Origin of the sequence: Streptomyces sp. NPDC101237 (assembly GCF_044767465.1) — a bacterium.
Lineage (GTDB): Bacteria > Actinomycetota > Actinomycetes > Streptomycetales > Streptomycetaceae > Streptomyces > Streptomyces gramineus.
Window position 1 is genome coordinate 1 of record NZ_JBIWNY010000015.1, and the last position, 16144, is coordinate 16144.

Genomic DNA, 16144 nt, shown 5'->3' on the forward strand with positions numbered 1-16144 from the left:
TTTGGGGGGGGGTGGGGGGGGGGGGGGCCGGGGGCCGGGGGGGGGGGGCCCCCCCCGGGGGGGGGGGGGGGGGGGGGGGGGGCGCCGGCCCCGCCCCCCCCCCGCCGCCGGGCTCTCGGCCGTCTCCGGTGACAGAGAATCCCGCCGGGCGGGTACGTAGGTCTCCATGACAGCCGAGCGCACCTCCGCCACCGTGCCGACCGCCACCTACCGCCTCCAGCTCCAGCCCGGCTTCCCCTTCCAGGCAGCCGAGGCCGCCGTGCCCTACCTCTCCTCGCTCGGCGTCTCCCACCTCCACCTCTCCCCCGTCCTGGAGGCCGTCCCCGGCTCCACGCACGGCTACGACGTCGTCGACCCCGCGCGTGTGCGCGAGGAACTCGGCGGCGAGGAGGCACTGCGCTCCCTCGCCCGGACCGCGCGGGAGCACGGCCTCGGCCTGGTCGTGGACATCGTGCCGAACCACATGGCGATGTCGCCCCGCCACAACAAGGCCCTGTGGGAGGTCCTGCGGGAGGGCCCCGACGCACCCAGCGCCCGCTGGTTCGACATCGACTGGGCGGCGCAGGACGGCCGGCTGCTGGTGCCGGTCCTCGGCGCCCCGGTCGGCGAGGTGCTCGACCAGCTCGTGGTCGACGGCGACGTGCTGCGCTACCACGAGCACGCCTTCCCGCTCCGGGAGGGCACCGCGGGCCTGCCGCTGCCGGAGCTGCTGGACGCCCAGTGGTACCGCCCGGTGTGGTGGCGGCTGGCCCGGACCGAGCTGAACTACCGCCGGTTCTTCAGCATCTCGGAGCTGATCGGGGTGCGGGTGGAGGACCCGGAGGTGTTCGCGGCCACCCATGCCAAGATCCTCCAGCTGCTGCACGAGGGCGTGGTGGACGGGCTGCGCGTCGACCACCCGGACGGCCTCGCCGATCCCGGCGGCTACCTGGCGCGGCTCGACGAGGCGACCGGCGGGCGCTGGACGGTCGTGGAGAAGATCCTCGCCGACGACGAGCGGCTGCCTGCCGGCTGGCCGGTCGCGGGGACCACCGGGTACGACGCGCTGCGGCAGGTGGACGGCCTGTTCACGGATCCCGTGGGCGCCGGTGAACTGCTCGCCGGGTACCGGCGGTTCGCGGCCCCTCAGACGGACCGGGGCGGCGACTGGGCGGCGACCGTGCGGCGGGCCGCGTACAAGGTGCTCACGCACGAGCTGGCGGCCGAGACGGACCGCCTGACCCGGACCGCCGCGCGCGTGTGCGCCGGTTCCCCCGATCCGGCGCTGCGCGACCGGGCGCCGTGGGCGCTGCGCATCGCGCTGGAGGAGCTGCTGGTACGGATGCGGGTGTACCGGCCGTACGGCTCCGCCGACGTGGCCGACGTGATCACCGAGAAGGACGCCGAGGAGGCGCGGACCGCCTTCCTGGTGCCCGAGGAGGGCGGGGCCGTGGACGTGGTGCGCCGGCTGCTGCTCGGGCCGGACGACGGGGCCGGGCCCGCCGAGTTCCGGGCCCGGTTCGCGCAGACCTCGTCCGCGCTGCGGGCCAAGTCCGTGGAGGACACGGCGTTCTACCGCTACGTGCCGCTGCTGTCGGCGACCGAGGTGGGCGGTGACCCCGGCAGCCCCGGGGTCTCCCCCGAGGCCTTCCACGCGTACTGCGCGCGCGTGCAGCGCGACTGGCCGCTGACCGGCACGGTGGTGACGACCCACGACACCAAGCGCAGCGCCGACGTCCGGGCGGCGCTGGCGGTGCTGACGGAGTGCTCCGAACGGTGGGCGGACGTCCTGACGGAGGTGACCGGGGACGGAGCGGGCGTGCCGGACGCGCAGTTGGCGTGGGCTGCCTGGCAGACGGTGTTCGGGCTGGGCCCCGCGGCTCCGGAGCGGGTGCAGGGGGCGCTGCTCAAGCACGTGCGCGAGGCGGGCCTGTACACGAGCTGGACGGAGCAGGAGCCGCCGTACGAGGAGGCGGTGGCCTCGTTCGTCGCGCAGGGGCCCTGCGGGGCGCCGGGAGCCCGCGTGGCAGCCTTCCGGGCCTCGCTGGACGCGCACGTCCGGGCCAACGTGCTCGGCACGGCTCTGGTCCACCTGACGATGCCGGGCGTGCCGGACGTCTACCAGGGCACGGAGGGCGAGTTCCGGGCGCTGGTGGACCCGGACAACCGGCGGCCGGTCTCCTTCCCGCCCGGGCGGCCCGGCGAGAAGGACGCGGTGACGGCGGCGGCGCTGCGGCTGCGGGCGCGCCGCCCGGACGTCTTCGGTGAGAAGGCGACGTACGCGCCGCTGGCGGCCGAGGGCCCCGCCGCCGCGCACTGTCTGTCGTTCGCGCGTTCCGGCGAGGTGGTCACCGCGGTGACCCGGCTGTCGCTGCGGCTGGCGGCGGCGGAGGGCTGGCGGGACACGGTCCTGCCGCTGCCGCCGGGGCGGTGGGCGGACGTGCTGGCTCCGGGGCGGGAGTTCACGGGACGCGTGCGCGTGGCGGAGCTGTTCGAGGGACGGCCGGTGGCGCTGCTGGAGCGGGTCGACGGGACCGGCGGCACCGGCGGGGCGTCCGGCACCGGCGGCGCGGGCGACGAGGGCTGACGGGGCCGACGTCCCGGTGGGCCCAAGTGGCCTCATATTCACTCGTACGGGTGAATATGAGGCCGAGTCCGGGCGGTGCCGAAACCCGTCGTGCGCCCCCGGCGTCGGTAAAGGCGCGCGGAGCCGTTCCGCGCCCCGTAATGGCTTCGCACCCCCGTCGGCGCCCGTCGTCGCGGCGGCCGACCGCACATGCGTCCGGGCGCCCCCTGGAGCCTCCCCCGGGAGGTTCTTGACAGTTCACCCATGCCGTGCGGGACTGGACAATGCGAAGCCGGGCGGACAAGTCGGGGGTGAGTCTCCTGCCGGAGCTGCGCTACCCCAGTGTTCCCGAACTCGTCGCGACCGCCCGGGCGCTGGCCGCTCACCGGCCCGGCCTGTGCGCGTTGCGGGAGATCGGCGTCTCCCGCGCGGGAAGACCGCTGCACCTGCTGTCCGTCGGGCACGCCCGGCGGGCGGTCCTGGTGGTCGCGGGCGCCCACGCCAACGAACCCGCGGGCGGCGGCACGCTCCAGGTGCTCGCCGAACGGGTGCTGAGGGACCGGGACCTGAGGGCGGACACCTCCTGGCACTTCCTGCTGTGCGCGGACCCGGACGGGGCGAGCCTGCACGTCACCCCGGCACCGCGCAGCCTGCTCGACTACCACCACGGCTTCTACCGCCCGTCCGGTCCCGAACAGCCCGAGTGGTCGCCCTCGGTGCTGCCCCCGGACCGGCTGCCGCCCGAGACCCTGGCCCTGCTCGGCGTCATCGACGAACTGCGCCCCTACCTCCAGGTGACCCTGCACGGCACCGACCTGGGCGGCAGCTGGGTGCAGCTGACGAGGGACGTGCCCGGGCTCGCCGAACCGTTCGCCAAGTCGGCGGCGGAGCTGCACATCCCGGTGGAGACCGGCGCCTCGGACGCCGCGGGCTGGCCGGCGTCCGGGCCGGGGGTCCGGGTGATGCCGGCGCCGGGCTCGGGCGTGGCCTACCCGAGCCTGCCGGACGACGCCCGGCACAGCACCTGGTACCACGCGCACCGCTACGGCGGCCTGACCGCGGTGGTGGAGGTGCCGATGTGGGCGAGCGACCTGGTCGACGACCCGGCCCCGCACCCGGCGCCGGCCGCGGCCATGCGGCGGCTGGCGGGCCGGCTGCTGCGGGACTCGCGCGAGGTGGAGCGGGTGCTGACCGAGGCGCTGCCCCGGCTCGACGGTCTCCTGGACGGACCGCTGCTGCGGGCGGCGCGCTGGGCGCTGGCACTGATCCCCGGCCTCGCCGAGGACTGGGTGCGGCGGCCCCCGATCGACACCACCCGGGCCTATGTCGGCAGCGTGGACGCCTTCGGGCGGCGGCTGCCGCTGCGGGCCGCGTCGATGCTGCTGCGGGTGCTGCGCGAGGCGGACGACCGCGCGGCGCCGCGGCTGGAGGAGCTGGTCTCCTCCTGGTGCGACGCCTACGGGGAGCGCTTCCAGGCCCGCTGGGTGCCGTTGGAGCGCCAGGTGGAGCACCAGTCCAGGACGGTGCTGGCGGCCGCCCAGCACGCCCGCGACCGGGCGGCGTGAGGCCCCCGGGGTGGGGCCCGGCGGGACACGTCCGTCGGCGCCGTACGCCCGGAGCCGCCGCCAAGGACCGGCCGGCCGCCGGGTTCACAATCGCCGGTTTCGGCGACTGCCCGGTTCAGCCACCGCCCGCTTCAGCCACCGGCGCCGCATGCCCCGCAGCCGCCGATAGGCACCGGCCGGCCGCCGGGTTCAGCCACCGCCGGGTTCAGCGACTGCCCGGTTCAGCCGCCGCCCGGTTCAGCCGTCGAGGGCGAAGACCGGTCCGGTGCGGACCGACAGCCGGCAGGAGTTGGCGAACGTCTCGCGGTAGTCGACCGGGCGGCCGTGCCACCGCCCGAGTGCCCGCGCGGTCACCGGGGCGTAGACCATCGGGCACATGGCGTTCGCGGCCGGTGGGAGCCGCCTGATGTCGCCGTCCACCGCCGCGAGTCCGGCGCACGCCTCGGCGGCGCGGGCGTGTCCGCGGGGCGGGTCGCACAGCAGCAGCGTGCCGCCGGAGCGGCTCTCGCCCCTGGTGACGGTCAGGAACAGGTAGTCGCCGCCGCGGGCGGCGCCGGGCACGGCCCGCGCCGGACCGGCGGCCAGGAGTGCGACGGCCGCCAGCAGGGTGCCGCCGGCCGCTGTCGCTCTGATCAGAGGGTTCATTCCCGGTGCATCGGCACGGCGGCCTCCGCGCCCCAGCCCGGCTCACCCGAACGAGCACGCACGCGCGCGTGCCGCTGCGCCAGACCGAAGGCGCTCAGCACCACCCGCGTCTGGTACTCGGCCTGCCGCGCGACCGGGATCCAGCGCGCGCCGAAGGCCTGATGGCAGTCGGCGCACCAGGCGTCGATCATCCGGTCCAGCTCGGGCAGGGCACCGGCCGGGTCGTGGCCGGTGGCGCGCACCAGCCGGTGCAGCAGACCGGCGGTGCGCAGGACCAGCCGGCGCCCGGCGATCCGCAGGGCGGTCAGGTGCGCGGTGCTCAGCGGGGGCAGCGGGCGAGCCGCGGCGGCCGCGCTGCCGGGGTCCCAGGCGTCCGCGAGGCCCGGCCAGACCAGCAGGTAGTCGTCCACCGGCGCGAGCAGCCGGGCGGTGTCCGGCGCGGCGGACAGCCGGGGCCGGACGCGGGCCAGGACGCCTTCCAGCAGGCGGGTGTCGTGCCGCAGGGTCCGGCTGACGGCGCGCAGCACCGCGTCCCGGTCGGCGGGCGGCGTGGCGTCCTGGACGGCGGCCACGCCCCACATGGGCGCCTCCACGATGGCGGTGAGGGTGCCGTGGCGGTGCCGGGGGAACCAGGTGGACTCGACGGCCGCCTCGGTGAGGGCGGCCGCCAGACCGCCCCGGCGGGGCGGCGGCACGCGGTAGACGGCCGGGCCGAGGACCGGCCAGTACAGGGCGTCGTAGGCACCGAGTTCGACGGGGACGCCGAGCCGGCTCGCGGTGTGCGCGAGGCGCGGTGCGAGGCCCGGCAGGTCGTCGGTCAGCTCGACGAAGCCGCCGCCGATGTCGACGCCGTGCAGCGAGAACTGCAGGAAGGGCCGCAGTCGGTCCTGGAGGTCCAGCAGGGCCCGGGTCTCGGGCAGCGCGGCGGCGTCGGCCCCGTCGGGCAGCCACTCGGGCTGCTCCAGGAAGCCGGGCCTGAAGAAGTTCCGGAAGTGGTGGCCGAGCGTGTACGGCCCGGCGAGCCAGCCCTCGTTGCGGCGCGAGCCGTCCGGGTCCAGGCACAGCAGCAGGTTCCAGGTGACGTCGGCGTCCTCGGTGTACCGGGGGTCGGCGAGGACCCGGTCGGCGAGGCGGAACACGGTGGCACCGCCGACGGGTTCGTTGGCGTGCGGGCCGGCCACGACGAGGGTGTGCCGGCTGCCGTGACCGATCGAAAGCAGCCACAGCGGAGCACCCGCGCGGGAGGTCCCGATCCGGTGCAGCCGGGCCGTCCTCGGGTGTTCGGCGACCAGCCGGGCCGCTCGTGAGGACAGCTCGTCCACAGACGGATAGCGGTGGAGGGGCGGCAGGGCACACCTCCACGATGCTGCGCCGTCGGTTCACGTGATGTGCGTGGAGCACGCACAGTCAGTCACGACTTGTCCGATACGTCAACACCGCGGCGGAGACACGTTTTTCAGCCACGCGAGAGAAGGTGTGACCAACGTGCGGGCTCAGTGCGCCGACAGCCGGAAGCACACGCGTCCAAAACCGATCAGGTCACCCTCGCGGACGACGGCGGCACCGGTGACCCGGCGGCCGTTGACGGTCGTGCCGTTGGTGGAGCCGAGGTCCCTGAGCACCCAGACGCCCCCCTGCCGACGGAGTTCGGCGTGCACCCGGGAGACCGTCTCGTGGTTGAGCCGCAGTCCGTTGGCCGGATCGCGGCCGATGCGCAGCGGGTGGCCGGAACCGGGGTGCGGCAGCAGCAGCTTGGGCAGCCGCTCGGCCTGCCAGGCCCGGCGCAGCCGCACCGTGAACCCGGAGACGGCCTCCACGGTGCCGAGGAGCACGCGCGCGAAGCGGTTCTCCTGGGGCAGGTCCGCGGTGAGCACGGCGAGTTCGTCGGCCCGGCGGGCGGCCAGCGCCAGCTCCATCCGGCGCACGAACGTGTCGTGCGACAGCCGTCCCATGGCGACTCCGTCGCGCAGCACACTCAGCGCCTTCTCGCGCTCCGCGTCGGACAGCCGCGCGGGATAGGTGTTGAACTCGAAGGACGACGTCACGCTGCCGATTCTGGGTCAGTGAACCCCGGGTGTCCAGAAAACGGGGAAAGGGCCGTCCCGCGCGCGTACGTACGGCGACACCCGTCGGCAAAGCCGGGATTCAAAGCGGATTGATCTCTTTTCACGGCACGATGGACGGACTACCTCACGATGAGCCAGACGAAGGGGAACCGTCCGTGCAGTTCGAGGTGTGGGCACCGCAGGCAGACCGTGTGACGCTCCATTGCGACGGCGCCGCACGCGCGTTGGAGCGTGATCGGGGACGGCCCGGCTGGTGGGCCGGGGAGGCGGACGCCGAGGACGGCACCCGCTACGGGTTCGCGGTGGACGACGGCCCGGTGCTGCCCGACCCCCGCTCGCGCCGCCAGCCGGACGGGCCGGACGGGCTGAGCGCCGTCGTCGACCACACGGCGTACGCGTGGGACGCCGACTGGCCGGGCCGCGCGCTGCCCGGCGCGGTGCTCTACGAGCTGCACGTGGGCACGTACACACCCGAGGGCACCCTGGACGCGGCCGCCGGACGCCTGGAGCATCTGCGGGAACTGGGCGTCACGCACGTGGAGTTGATGCCCCTGTGCCCGTTCCCCGGCCGGCACGGCTGGGGGTACGAGGGGGTCTCGCTGTGGGCGGTGCACGAGCCGTACGGCGGCCCGGAGGCGCTGAAGCGCTTTGTCGACCGGGCCCACCGGCTCGGGCTCGGTGTCGTCCTGGACGTGGTCCACAACCACCTCGGGCCGTCGGGCAACCACCTTCCGGCGTTCGGGCCGTACTTCACGGAGACGCACCACACGCCGTGGGGCGCGGCGGTCAACCTGGACGCCCCCGGCTCCGACGAGGTGCGCGCGTACCTGGTGGGCAGCGCGCTGGCCTGGCTGCGCGACTACCGGATCGACGGCCTGCGCCTGGACGCCGTGCACGCGCTGTGCGACACGCGCGCGTGCCACTTCCTGGAGGAGCTCTCGGCGGCCGTGGCCGCTCTGGCGGCCGAGTCGGGCCGGCCGCTGTTCCTGGTCGGCGAGTCCGACCTGAACGACCCGCGGGTCATCACCGCGCGCGCGGAGCACGGGCTCGGCCTCGACGCGCAGTGGAACGACGACTTCCACCACGCCCTGCACACCGCGCTGACCGGCGAGTCCCAGGGCTACTACGCGGACTTCGCGCGCGCCCCGCTCGCCGCCGTCGCCAAGACCCTCACCGGCGGCTACTTCCACGACGGCGCCTACTCCAGCTTCCGGGGCCGCCACCACGGCCGGCCGCTGGACCGGGTGCGGGTGGCCGGGCACCGGCTGCTCGGCTACAGCCAGACCCACGACCAGATCGGCAACCGCGCCCAGGGCGACCGTCTCTCGGCCGTCCTCTCCCCCGGTCTGCTGGCCTGCGCGGCCACGCTGACGCTCACGGCGCCCTTCACGCCGATGCTGTTCATGGGCGAGGAGTGGGCGGCCGCCACGCCGTGGCAGTTCTTCACCGACCACACCGACCCGGAGCTGGCGGAGGCCGTACGGCGCGGCAGGCGGCGGGAGTTCGCGGCGCACGGCTGGGCGGAGGAGGACGTCCCCGATCCGCAGGACCCGGCGACCCGTGACCGGTCCTGCCTCGACTGGTCGGAGCCGGAACGCGAACCGCACGCGCGCGTGCTGGCCTGGTACCGCCGGCTGATCGCGCTGCGCCACGAGCAGCCGGACCTCACCGACCCCGACCTGTCCGACACCAAGGTGGCGTACGACGAGGAGGCCCGCTGGCTGGCGTTCCGGCGCGGTGACGTGCGGGTCGCGGTGAACCTGGGGCAGGAGACGGCCGCCATCCCGCTGGGCACCGGGCGGGTGGAGGTGCTGGCCGCCTGGGACACCGTGACGGCGCCGGACGCCTACGGGCTGCTGCGGGTGCCGGCCGCGTCGTGCGTGGTCCTGACGCAGACGTGAGCCCGCGGGTGCGGGCGTGGGACGCGCGTGGCCCTACGCCTACGCCTGGCCGTCCGCGTCGTCGTCGCGCAGGTCCGACACGCGCTCCAGCAGGATCGCCTCCCAGGCCCGCCGCAACTGGGTGCGCAGCAGGGGCAGGGGGCTGTCGTCGCGGCCGTCCAGGCGGTCGGTGAGGCGCAGGACGGTGTCGCAGCGGGCGAGCCACAGGCCGCGCAGGCAGGGGCGGACGCCGTAGCCGGCGAGGGTCGCCGCGCGGACGGCCGCGCCGGCGCCGACCGCGAGGGCGAGCCCGGCGATGTCCTCGGCGGGGTCGCCCACGGCCGCGTCGGTCCAGTCGAGGACACCGCGCACCCTGCCGTCGGCGCTGACCACCAGGTGCTCGCCCCTGAGGTCGTGGTGGACCAGTACGGCCGTACCGGGCTGGGCGGCGAGCTGGACGGCGCCCGGCGAGGTGAAGTGCAGCAGCGGTGCGGGGTCGAACTCGTCGGCGACGGCGAGGCGTTCGGCGGCGGGCACGGCCATCCTGCGCAGCGCCTCCAGGGAGCGCGGCGGGATGCGGGGCACGCCGAGCGTCTCGGCCTGCCGTACCGGCACCTCGCGCAGCCCGGTGAGCAGTCCCGCGAGGTCGGCCTCGCCGACCGCGGAGACGTCGTGCTCCTCGGCGGTGCCTCCGGGGATCACCACGTCCAGCGCGCAGGTCAGCCCCGGCGCCCACTCGCCGTGCGCGGCGCCGGCCGGGACGGTGACGGGCAGGTGCGGGCGCACCAGGTCGCGCAGGCGTGGTTCGCGGCGCATCCGGACGGCGGCCTCGCGGTCGGGCGCGAGCCGCAGCACGTACCGGCTGCCGACCCACCAGGCGGAGTGCTCTCCGCCGGCCGCCACCGGCCGGACGTCGGGGCCCGGGGTCGCGGCCGAGCCCTCCCTGAGCAGGGAGCGGACCAGTCGGCGGACGGTGTCCGCGGTGGGAGTCGGTGCCTGGGTCATGGATCGTGCCGTCGCCGTTCGGGGTGGGTGGGGGCGGGCAGGTGCGCCGGAGCCGGTCGAATCAGCCCACGACGACCATCTCGCGGGTGGTGTTGTTGAAACGACGTCCGCCCTCCCCGGTCACCGTCACGATGTCCTCGATCCGTACCCCGAAGCGGCCGGGCAGATAGATTCCGGGCTCGACGGAGAAGCACATGCCGGGCACCAGCGGCTGTTCCTCGCCCTCGATCATGTACGGCGGCTCGTGCGTGGTGACGCCGATGCCGTGGCCGGTGCGGTGGATGAAGAACTCGCCGTACCGGGCGTCGGTGATGACGGCACGGGCGGCCCGGTCGACGTCCTGGCAGGCGGCCCCGGGGCGGACCGCCGCGAAGCCGGCCTCCTGGGCGGCGCGCACGATGTCGTGCACCTCGCGTTCCTCGGCGGTCGGCGGGCCCACGTGCACCGTTCGGGTGGTGTCGGAGCCGTAGCCGTCCTTGAGGCCGCCGAAGTCCAGGACGACCATGTCGCCTTCCTGGATGACCCGGTCGCCCACCTCGTGGTGCGGGTTGGCGCCGTTGGGGCCGGAGCCGACGATGGTGAAGTCGACCTGTTCGTGGCCGAACCGGCGCAGCAGGTCGGCGAGGTCGCGGCCGACGTCGGACTCGCGGCGGCCGGCGAAGGCGACCGTGCGGATCTCCTCGAACGCGGCGTCGGCCGCCGCTCCGGCGGCGGCGAGCAGGTCGAGTTCGGCCGCGTCCTTGACGGCACGGAGCATGGGCAGCGCGTCGGTGAGGGAGGCGTAGGAGGTGTCGGGAAGTGCCTTCTGCAGGCCCAGCAGGTGCATGGCCCAGGCGTTGTCGCTGACTCCGAAGCGGCCGTCCTTGCCGAGCAGCTCGGCGGTGACGGCGTAGGGGTCCGTGCCGTCGGTCCAGTCCCGCAGGCTCAGCACGGCCGCGCCGTCGGCCTTCTCCGCGTCGGGGGCCTCCAGGGTGGGGACGACGAGCACGGGGTCGCCGCCGGGGGTCAGGACGAGGAGGGTGAGCCGCTCGGTGACCGCGGTGGGCGTGTAGCCGGTGAGCCACACCATGTCGGGGCCGGGGGCGATCAGGAGGCCGGCGAGTCCGGTCTCCGCCGCGGTCCGCGCCGCGCGCGTCATGCGGGACCTGTAGTCGCCGGCGGTGAAGGGCGCGGCGGGGGTGGTGCCGGTCATCCAGGGCCTCCTTGCGCGGATGCGGGGCGGTACGGCCCCGGCATGCATCCTGCCCGGAGCGGAGGGGCCGCGCGAGCCGGTTTGCCCACAAGCGCTGCCGGGCCGGCCGGGTTGGTCATGTCACGACACCGGGGACCACCGTCAGCTGCTGGTAGCCGCCGCTCTCGTGCCGCACCGTGAGCTTCGCCTCCTGGCCCGGCGGAGCGGCGAGGACCGCGCGGACCAGGTCGGCCGCGCTGTCGATCCGCCGGTCGCCGAGCTGGAGCAGCACGTCGCCCCGGACCAGTCCCGCCGTGTAGCCCGGCCCCGGCACGTGCACACCGACCACCAGCGCGCCCACCCGCTCGGCGTCGACGACCTCCACGCCCAGGGTCGCGGTCGCCGCGGCCGGCGGGGCCAAAGTGGCGGACGCGACGGGACCGGCGGGCGCCGGCGGCGGCTGTTTGCGCAGGTCCGCCAGTCTGCTCAGGCCGATCACCGTGGCACCGGCGGTGCCGAGTCCGACGCCGGTCAGCAGCAGGACCGTGCCGACCGACAGGCAGAACAGCAGGGACCTGATCCGCCGGCCGCGCCGCCGCGCGGCGTGCGGGTGCCGGGGATGGCCGGGCTCGGTGTCGTCCCGGTGGTGCTGCCCGGGGATCGGCTTGGGACGCAAAGCGGTCTGTTCCATGGTTCGCCTCCAGCCGCAGCCCTACCCGGCGCGCGCGGTCGCGACGTGACACGAACGAGTGAGACTGCCGCGGGCCGGCCGCGGAAAGCGGGCAGGCTCGCGCCTGGCACGGACCGTGCGCGAGGAGGTCCGTGCCGGTGAGGCCGTGGCCGGTCAGCCGGCGGGGAGCGCCGGGGCGGGCGGGGGCCGGTCCGGCAGGAAGCCGTGGGCCCGGCGGGCGAGATGGCCGGCCGTGTAGCGGTCGACGTGCCGGTGCCAGTTCAGCACCCCGGCCATCCAGTTCTGCAGGTCGCGGACGTAGCCGTCCATGGCCTCGCGCGCCTCGGCCGACAGCTCGAAGTCGTCGTACAGCACGGGGAGTTCGGTGCCGGCGACGTGCTCGAACTGCTGCATCCGCTGGGTCATCAGGTCGTGCACGACGCGCAGGGCGGTCGGGTAGTCGACGCCGAAGAAGTTCTGTACGACCAGGATCGCGTTGTGGATCTCGCCCTCGTACTGGATCTCCTTCTGGTAGGAGAAGACGTCGTTGACGAGCATGCCGTAGTCGATGGCGGCGTTCTCCAGGGAGCGGACCGGTCCGCTGCGGTAGACGTCCGCGGGGATCGCCGGGCCGCGGCCGCGGCGGGCCAGGCTCAGCGTGAGGTCGGAGCCGAAGGTGGCCCGGCGCATCTCCAGGTAGTCGACGGGGTCGGGGACGCGGTGCTGGAGCTGGTTGGACAGTTCCCACAGCCAGCTCTCGATCATCCGGTCGACGGACTGCCTGAGCGCGACCCGGTCCTCGGCGCTCGCCCCGGCGGTGGTGCGGGCCCACAGGTCGGACAGGCCGCGTTCCATGCCGGTGGCGGGCACGGTGGCGCTCTCGTCGGCGAGGGGCATGCAGGCGGAGAGGCGGGCCGTGGCGAGCCGGGCGCCGGCCAGGTCGCGGCGGACGCCGAAGACCAGCGGGTAGTAGTCGTCGGCGTAGGTGCCCCAGGCCAGCCAGTCGGTGGCGAGGTCGAGTTCCTCCGGGGTGGCGTCCGGGTCGAGGCCGGCGGCGCAGAGCGCCAGGTCGGAGGCGGCGAGCTTGTCCTCGTCCCAGACGCCCTCGGCGAGCATGCCGGTGCCGTGCATCCAGGCGGTGAGCCGGGACCGGGCGGCGTCCAGGTGGGGGCTCAGCTCGACCTCGTAGGGCATGTGGAAGTCGGGCAGGAGGGAGGGGCCGACCTGCTGGAAGGGCACGTGGGAGTAGGCCCGCAGGCGTTCCGCGGCGGCGGACGCGAGCAGCGCGCCGACGTCGGCGGCGGAGGTGCCGGGGCCGGTGAGGTGCTGCCAGGAGGAGGCCGGGACGGCGCCCTGGTTCATGTAGCGGCTGGAGCGCAGGTGCCACTCGTGGCCGCCGGACTGCCAGTCCTGGAGGCCCTTGGTGTAGGCGGCGATCGCGGCGGCCTGGCCGGGCGTGAGGCCCTTCTCCACGGCGACGGCGGGGACTTCGGTGAGGGCGGTGTGCTCGAACTGGTGCAGGCGGGAGGTGAGGATGTCGTTGACCGTGTCGGCGGCCTGCTGGGTGGTGCAGCCGAAGAAGGTCTCCAGGACCAGCACGCCGTTGCTGTTCTCGCCCTCGTCCTCGACCTCGCGCTGGTAGGAGAACAGGTCGTTGCGCAGGTGGACGGCGTCGGCGAAGGTCTCCATCAGGACCCGCAGCGGGCGGGTCCCGGCGACGGCGGCGGGCACCTCGGCGGTCGCGTACTCGACGAGCCCCGCCGACCACGGGGCGCCGCCGACCTTGCGGCGCATCTCGATGTACTCGACGGGGTTGGCGATCCGCCCCTCGTTGATGTTGGACAGCTCCCACATCGACTCGTTCAGCAGGTGCTCGGTGGCGACCGAGAAGCGGCGCCGCCAGTCGAGGGACATCGACGGCACCGTGCGCGCCCACAGGTCGGCCAGGCCCGCCTCGACCGGGTTCCGCGGCTCCGGCACGGGCGTCGCCGGGTCGAGCGGCATGAACAGCGGGAGCCGTTCGAGATGGGCCTTGCCGGCGGCGCGGTCCTGGGTGCGCTTGTACATGTCGAGGAAGTGGTCGTCGAAGAAGAACACCCACACGTACCAGTCGGTGATCAGCGACAGGGCCGGGCCGTCGCAGTCGGGGTGGGTGTAGCCGCACAGCAGGCCGTAGTCGTGTGCCTCCAGGTCGGCCTGGGTCCAGATCCCGGATCCCTCCAGCATGCCCATCCCGCGGGCCCATTCGGTGGAGTGGGTCCTGGCCTCCTCCAGGTGCGGATTGAGCCGCGCGGGATACGGCATGTAGAAGTGCGGGAGTTCGAACGGCTGCGTCATGGCCGGGCCCTACCCGGGCGCCTCAACGGCCATCCATCGTGGGGCACATGATCACACCATCGCGTGAACCCGGGCGAAACCCGGGAACTTCGGACACTCCCTGTGGGCGCACCGCGGCCGCCGGGCACCGGGCCGCGCCTGAGGCCGTCGCCGGCGACGGGGTCAGTCCGACGCCGTCGGCTTCGGGTTGACCTGGATCAGGGCGTGGGTGCCGGCCGTGCGCCAGTGCTGCCCCTCGGCCGCGTCCAGGGCCGCGACGGTGTCCGGGGAGAGGCCGGTGATCACGTCGGACTTGAGGGTGCGCAGGGCGGCCACCGGTCCGGGGAACCAGTCGGTGACCTCGGCGAAGGGCGTCGTCGGCGGCCAGAGCCGGTCGCCCACCAGACGGCGGTAGTTGAGGTCGCCCTTGAACACGGTGAGGTCGGCGGCGGCCCATTCGGCGCGCAGGTCGCCCGGCATCTCGGCGTACGGTAGCGGGGCGCAGGAGAAGGGGTGGGCGCGCACGGCGAGCCGGCCGTCCGACAGCGCCGACCAGAGGGTTCGGCCGTACTCGGCGGCCGCACCGGGCGCGGCGGTGAGCCTGCGCAGGGCGTCGAGGAGGTCGGCGGTCGTGGCGTCGGAGACGTAGTAGGGGTACGGCTTCAGGTGCAGGACGGCGTCCGAGACCCGCCCGGTGTCCAGGAGATGGGCGATCAGCAGCAGATCGGGGACGAGTTCACGGCCCGCGTTGTCGGCGACCAGGCACAGGGTGCCGCCCCGCAGCAGCGGCCACAGGGCGGCGCTGTCGTCGGCGACCAGCGCGGAGACGGCCTCGCCGGACTCGGCGGAGAGACGGAATCCGAGGTCGGCGCGGTTGCCCCAGAGGGAGCCGTGCAGCAGGGCGCGGTCCGGGTCGTCGCCGAGGGCGTCGAGCGCGGCCAGTTCCTCGTCGGTCTCCTTCGCGTCGAGTTCGGCGAGCTTGAAGGGGCGGAAGGGGTCGATGCCCTGCCAGGGGCCGGCGGCGAAATAGCCGACGGCGTCCAGGAGCCGGCGGTAGAAGTAGCTCTCCGACCACAGCCACGGCACGTCGAACCAGGACTGTCCGAGGTGGCCGTCCAGCCCCCAGTCGCGCCACCGGTCGTCGCCGGCCAGCGGCCCGATCGTGCCTTCGGTGCAGTCGTGCAGCAGGGCGTCGAGGGCGCGGTGCTGTGCCGGGCCGTACGGGAAGGCGTCCCGCACCCGGCGGATGATCGCGGGGTGCCGGTCGGCCAGCACGCCGTGCGGGAAGGGGCCGGTGGTGCCGAGGATCACGGGTGCGGCGGCGGAGTCGGGCATGGGCGTCACGCTATCGCGCGGGCCGCCCGGCTCCGCCGGACCGACGGGCCGTCACCCGGTTCTGATCTCGCGCTCCAGCTGGGTGGCGAGGGTCAGGTAGCGGGCGCGCCGGTGCACCGGGACCAGGCCGCGGATCATCAGGTACCACATCTCCGCGACCCGGCGCGGCAGTCGTCCCACCGGCTCCAGGTTGCGGCCGGCCACCCGGGTCCCGACGAAGAAACAGACCAGGGAGTGCGCGACCGCGCCGATGTCGATGTCCGGGTGGACGTCGGACTCCTTGACCGCTCCGTGGAGTTTGCGGGTCGCGAACTCCAGGGCTTCGGTGAACGGGTGCCGCAGCGGCGGCCGTACGCTGACGTCCGCCGTGGACAGCCGCAGTCCGGCACGCGGGATCGGGCCGTCGACGGAGAGCCGGGCGATCGCGAACGTCAGGCGCATCAGGGCCTCCAGCGAGGAGTACCCGCGGTTGTCCAGCTCCTTCACCAACTGGCTCGACGTGCGGGCCTGGAGTTCCATGATGGCGTGCGCCAGGTCCTCCTTGGCGGCGAAGTGGAAGTAGAGCGCCCCCTTGGTGACCTTCGCGTGTTCGACGATCTCACTCAGACTGGTGGATTCGTAGCCGCGTCGGTCGAAGAGGTCGGCGGCGGCCGTGATGATCGTGGCGCGGGTCTGCTCCGCGCGTAACTGCCTCGCCATCACTCAAACTCCTCACGGCTCCAAACCGACGGGGCATGCGGTTTGTTTCTCACCCCGTGCACACGATAGCTCACCGTGCGGCAACGGGAGTCACCTGCGCGGACCTTGGTGACGGACATCCCCAAGTGGCGTGCCCGGCCTCGCGATCGGCTGCCTTCCTGCACCGACGCACGCGATCGGGACACGTCACCCCTTCGCGTCCGTGCCGGCTCCCGGAGGTGGTGCGGACGTCCTGGTGTGCACCGGC

The 16144-nt window shown here is 74.5% G+C and carries 12 protein-coding genes; 3 read left to right on the forward strand and 9 right to left on the reverse strand.

All coding sequences use genetic code 11. The features are described 5' to 3' along the window. Positions 1–166 precede the first annotated feature (166 nt). Both treY and ACIRQ9_RS23000 read left to right on the forward strand, forming a co-directional pair. Positions 167–2566, forward strand: a complete 2400-nt coding sequence (gene treY, locus ACIRQ9_RS22995) for a malto-oligosyltrehalose synthase (protein WP_404176420.1) — start codon at positions 167–169, stop codon at positions 2564–2566. Positions 2567–2856: 290 nt separating this feature from the next. Further along, on the forward strand, positions 2857–4110 hold the full coding sequence (locus tag ACIRQ9_RS23000) for a M14 family zinc carboxypeptidase (RefSeq protein WP_404176424.1): 1254 nt from the start codon (positions 2857–2859) through the stop codon (positions 4108–4110). Between the two features lie 237 nt (positions 4111–4347). Here ACIRQ9_RS23000 and ACIRQ9_RS23005 read toward each other — a convergent pair whose 3' ends face one another. From ACIRQ9_RS23005 to ACIRQ9_RS23015, 3 genes are all read right to left on the reverse strand, one after another. Next, positions 4348–4755 (reverse strand): SSI family serine proteinase inhibitor, encoded by a 408-nt coding sequence (locus ACIRQ9_RS23005; protein WP_404176426.1) that lies wholly within the window; start codon positions 4753–4755, stop codon positions 4348–4350. Continuing rightward, positions 4752–6077: a M14 family zinc carboxypeptidase gene (locus ACIRQ9_RS23010; protein ID WP_404176429.1), complete on the reverse strand. Its 1326-nt coding sequence runs from the start codon at positions 6075–6077 to the stop codon at positions 4752–4754. Before ACIRQ9_RS23010 ends, ACIRQ9_RS23005 begins: the two co-directional genes overlap by 4 nt. A gap of 171 nt (positions 6078–6248) precedes the next feature. Further along, on the reverse strand, positions 6249–6800 hold the full coding sequence (locus tag ACIRQ9_RS23015) for an FHA domain-containing protein (protein ID WP_404176432.1): 552 nt from the start codon (positions 6798–6800) through the stop codon (positions 6249–6251). A 176-nt stretch (positions 6801–6976) separates the two neighbouring features. Between ACIRQ9_RS23015 and treZ the strand changes: the two genes are divergently transcribed. Further along, on the forward strand, positions 6977–8722 hold the full coding sequence (treZ, locus tag ACIRQ9_RS23020) for a malto-oligosyltrehalose trehalohydrolase (protein ID WP_404176435.1): 1746 nt from the start codon (positions 6977–6979) through the stop codon (positions 8720–8722). 39 nt (positions 8723–8761) lie between these two features. Here treZ and ACIRQ9_RS23025 read toward each other — a convergent pair whose 3' ends face one another. The 6 genes from ACIRQ9_RS23025 to ACIRQ9_RS23050 all read right to left on the reverse strand — a co-directional run bounded on the left by ACIRQ9_RS23025 (position 8762) and on the right by ACIRQ9_RS23050 (position 15897). Then, positions 8762–9706: an aminoglycoside phosphotransferase family protein gene (locus ACIRQ9_RS23025; protein ID WP_404176438.1), complete on the reverse strand. Its 945-nt coding sequence runs from the start codon at positions 9704–9706 to the stop codon at positions 8762–8764. Positions 9707–9767: 61 nt separating this feature from the next. Beyond that, positions 9768–10898 carry an aminopeptidase P family protein gene (locus ACIRQ9_RS23030; protein WP_404176441.1) on the reverse strand — a complete coding sequence of 377 codons (1131 nt, stop codon included), beginning with the start codon at positions 10896–10898 and terminating at the stop codon, positions 9768–9770. A 115-nt stretch (positions 10899–11013) separates the two neighbouring features. Further along, positions 11014–11568 carry a PDZ domain-containing protein gene (locus tag ACIRQ9_RS23035; RefSeq protein ID WP_404176444.1) on the reverse strand — a complete coding sequence of 185 codons (555 nt, stop codon included), beginning with the start codon at positions 11566–11568 and terminating at the stop codon, positions 11014–11016. A 153-nt stretch (positions 11569–11721) separates the two neighbouring features. Further along, the gene (cyc2, locus tag ACIRQ9_RS23040) at positions 11722–13884 is read right to left on the reverse strand and encodes a germacradienol/geosmin synthase Cyc2 (RefSeq protein WP_404176447.1); all 2163 of its coding nucleotides are present in this window, start codon (positions 13882–13884) and stop codon (positions 11722–11724) included. Positions 13885–14046: 162 nt separating this feature from the next. Beyond that, on the reverse strand, positions 14047–15198 hold the full coding sequence (locus tag ACIRQ9_RS23045) for a damage-control phosphatase ARMT1 family protein (protein ID WP_404176450.1): 1152 nt from the start codon (positions 15196–15198) through the stop codon (positions 14047–14049). 51 nt (positions 15199–15249) lie between these two features. Further along, positions 15250–15897, reverse strand: coding sequence for a ScbR family autoregulator-binding transcription factor (locus tag ACIRQ9_RS23050; RefSeq protein WP_404176454.1), 648 nt, complete (start codon positions 15895–15897; stop codon positions 15250–15252). Positions 15898–16144: the final 247 nt, after the last annotated feature.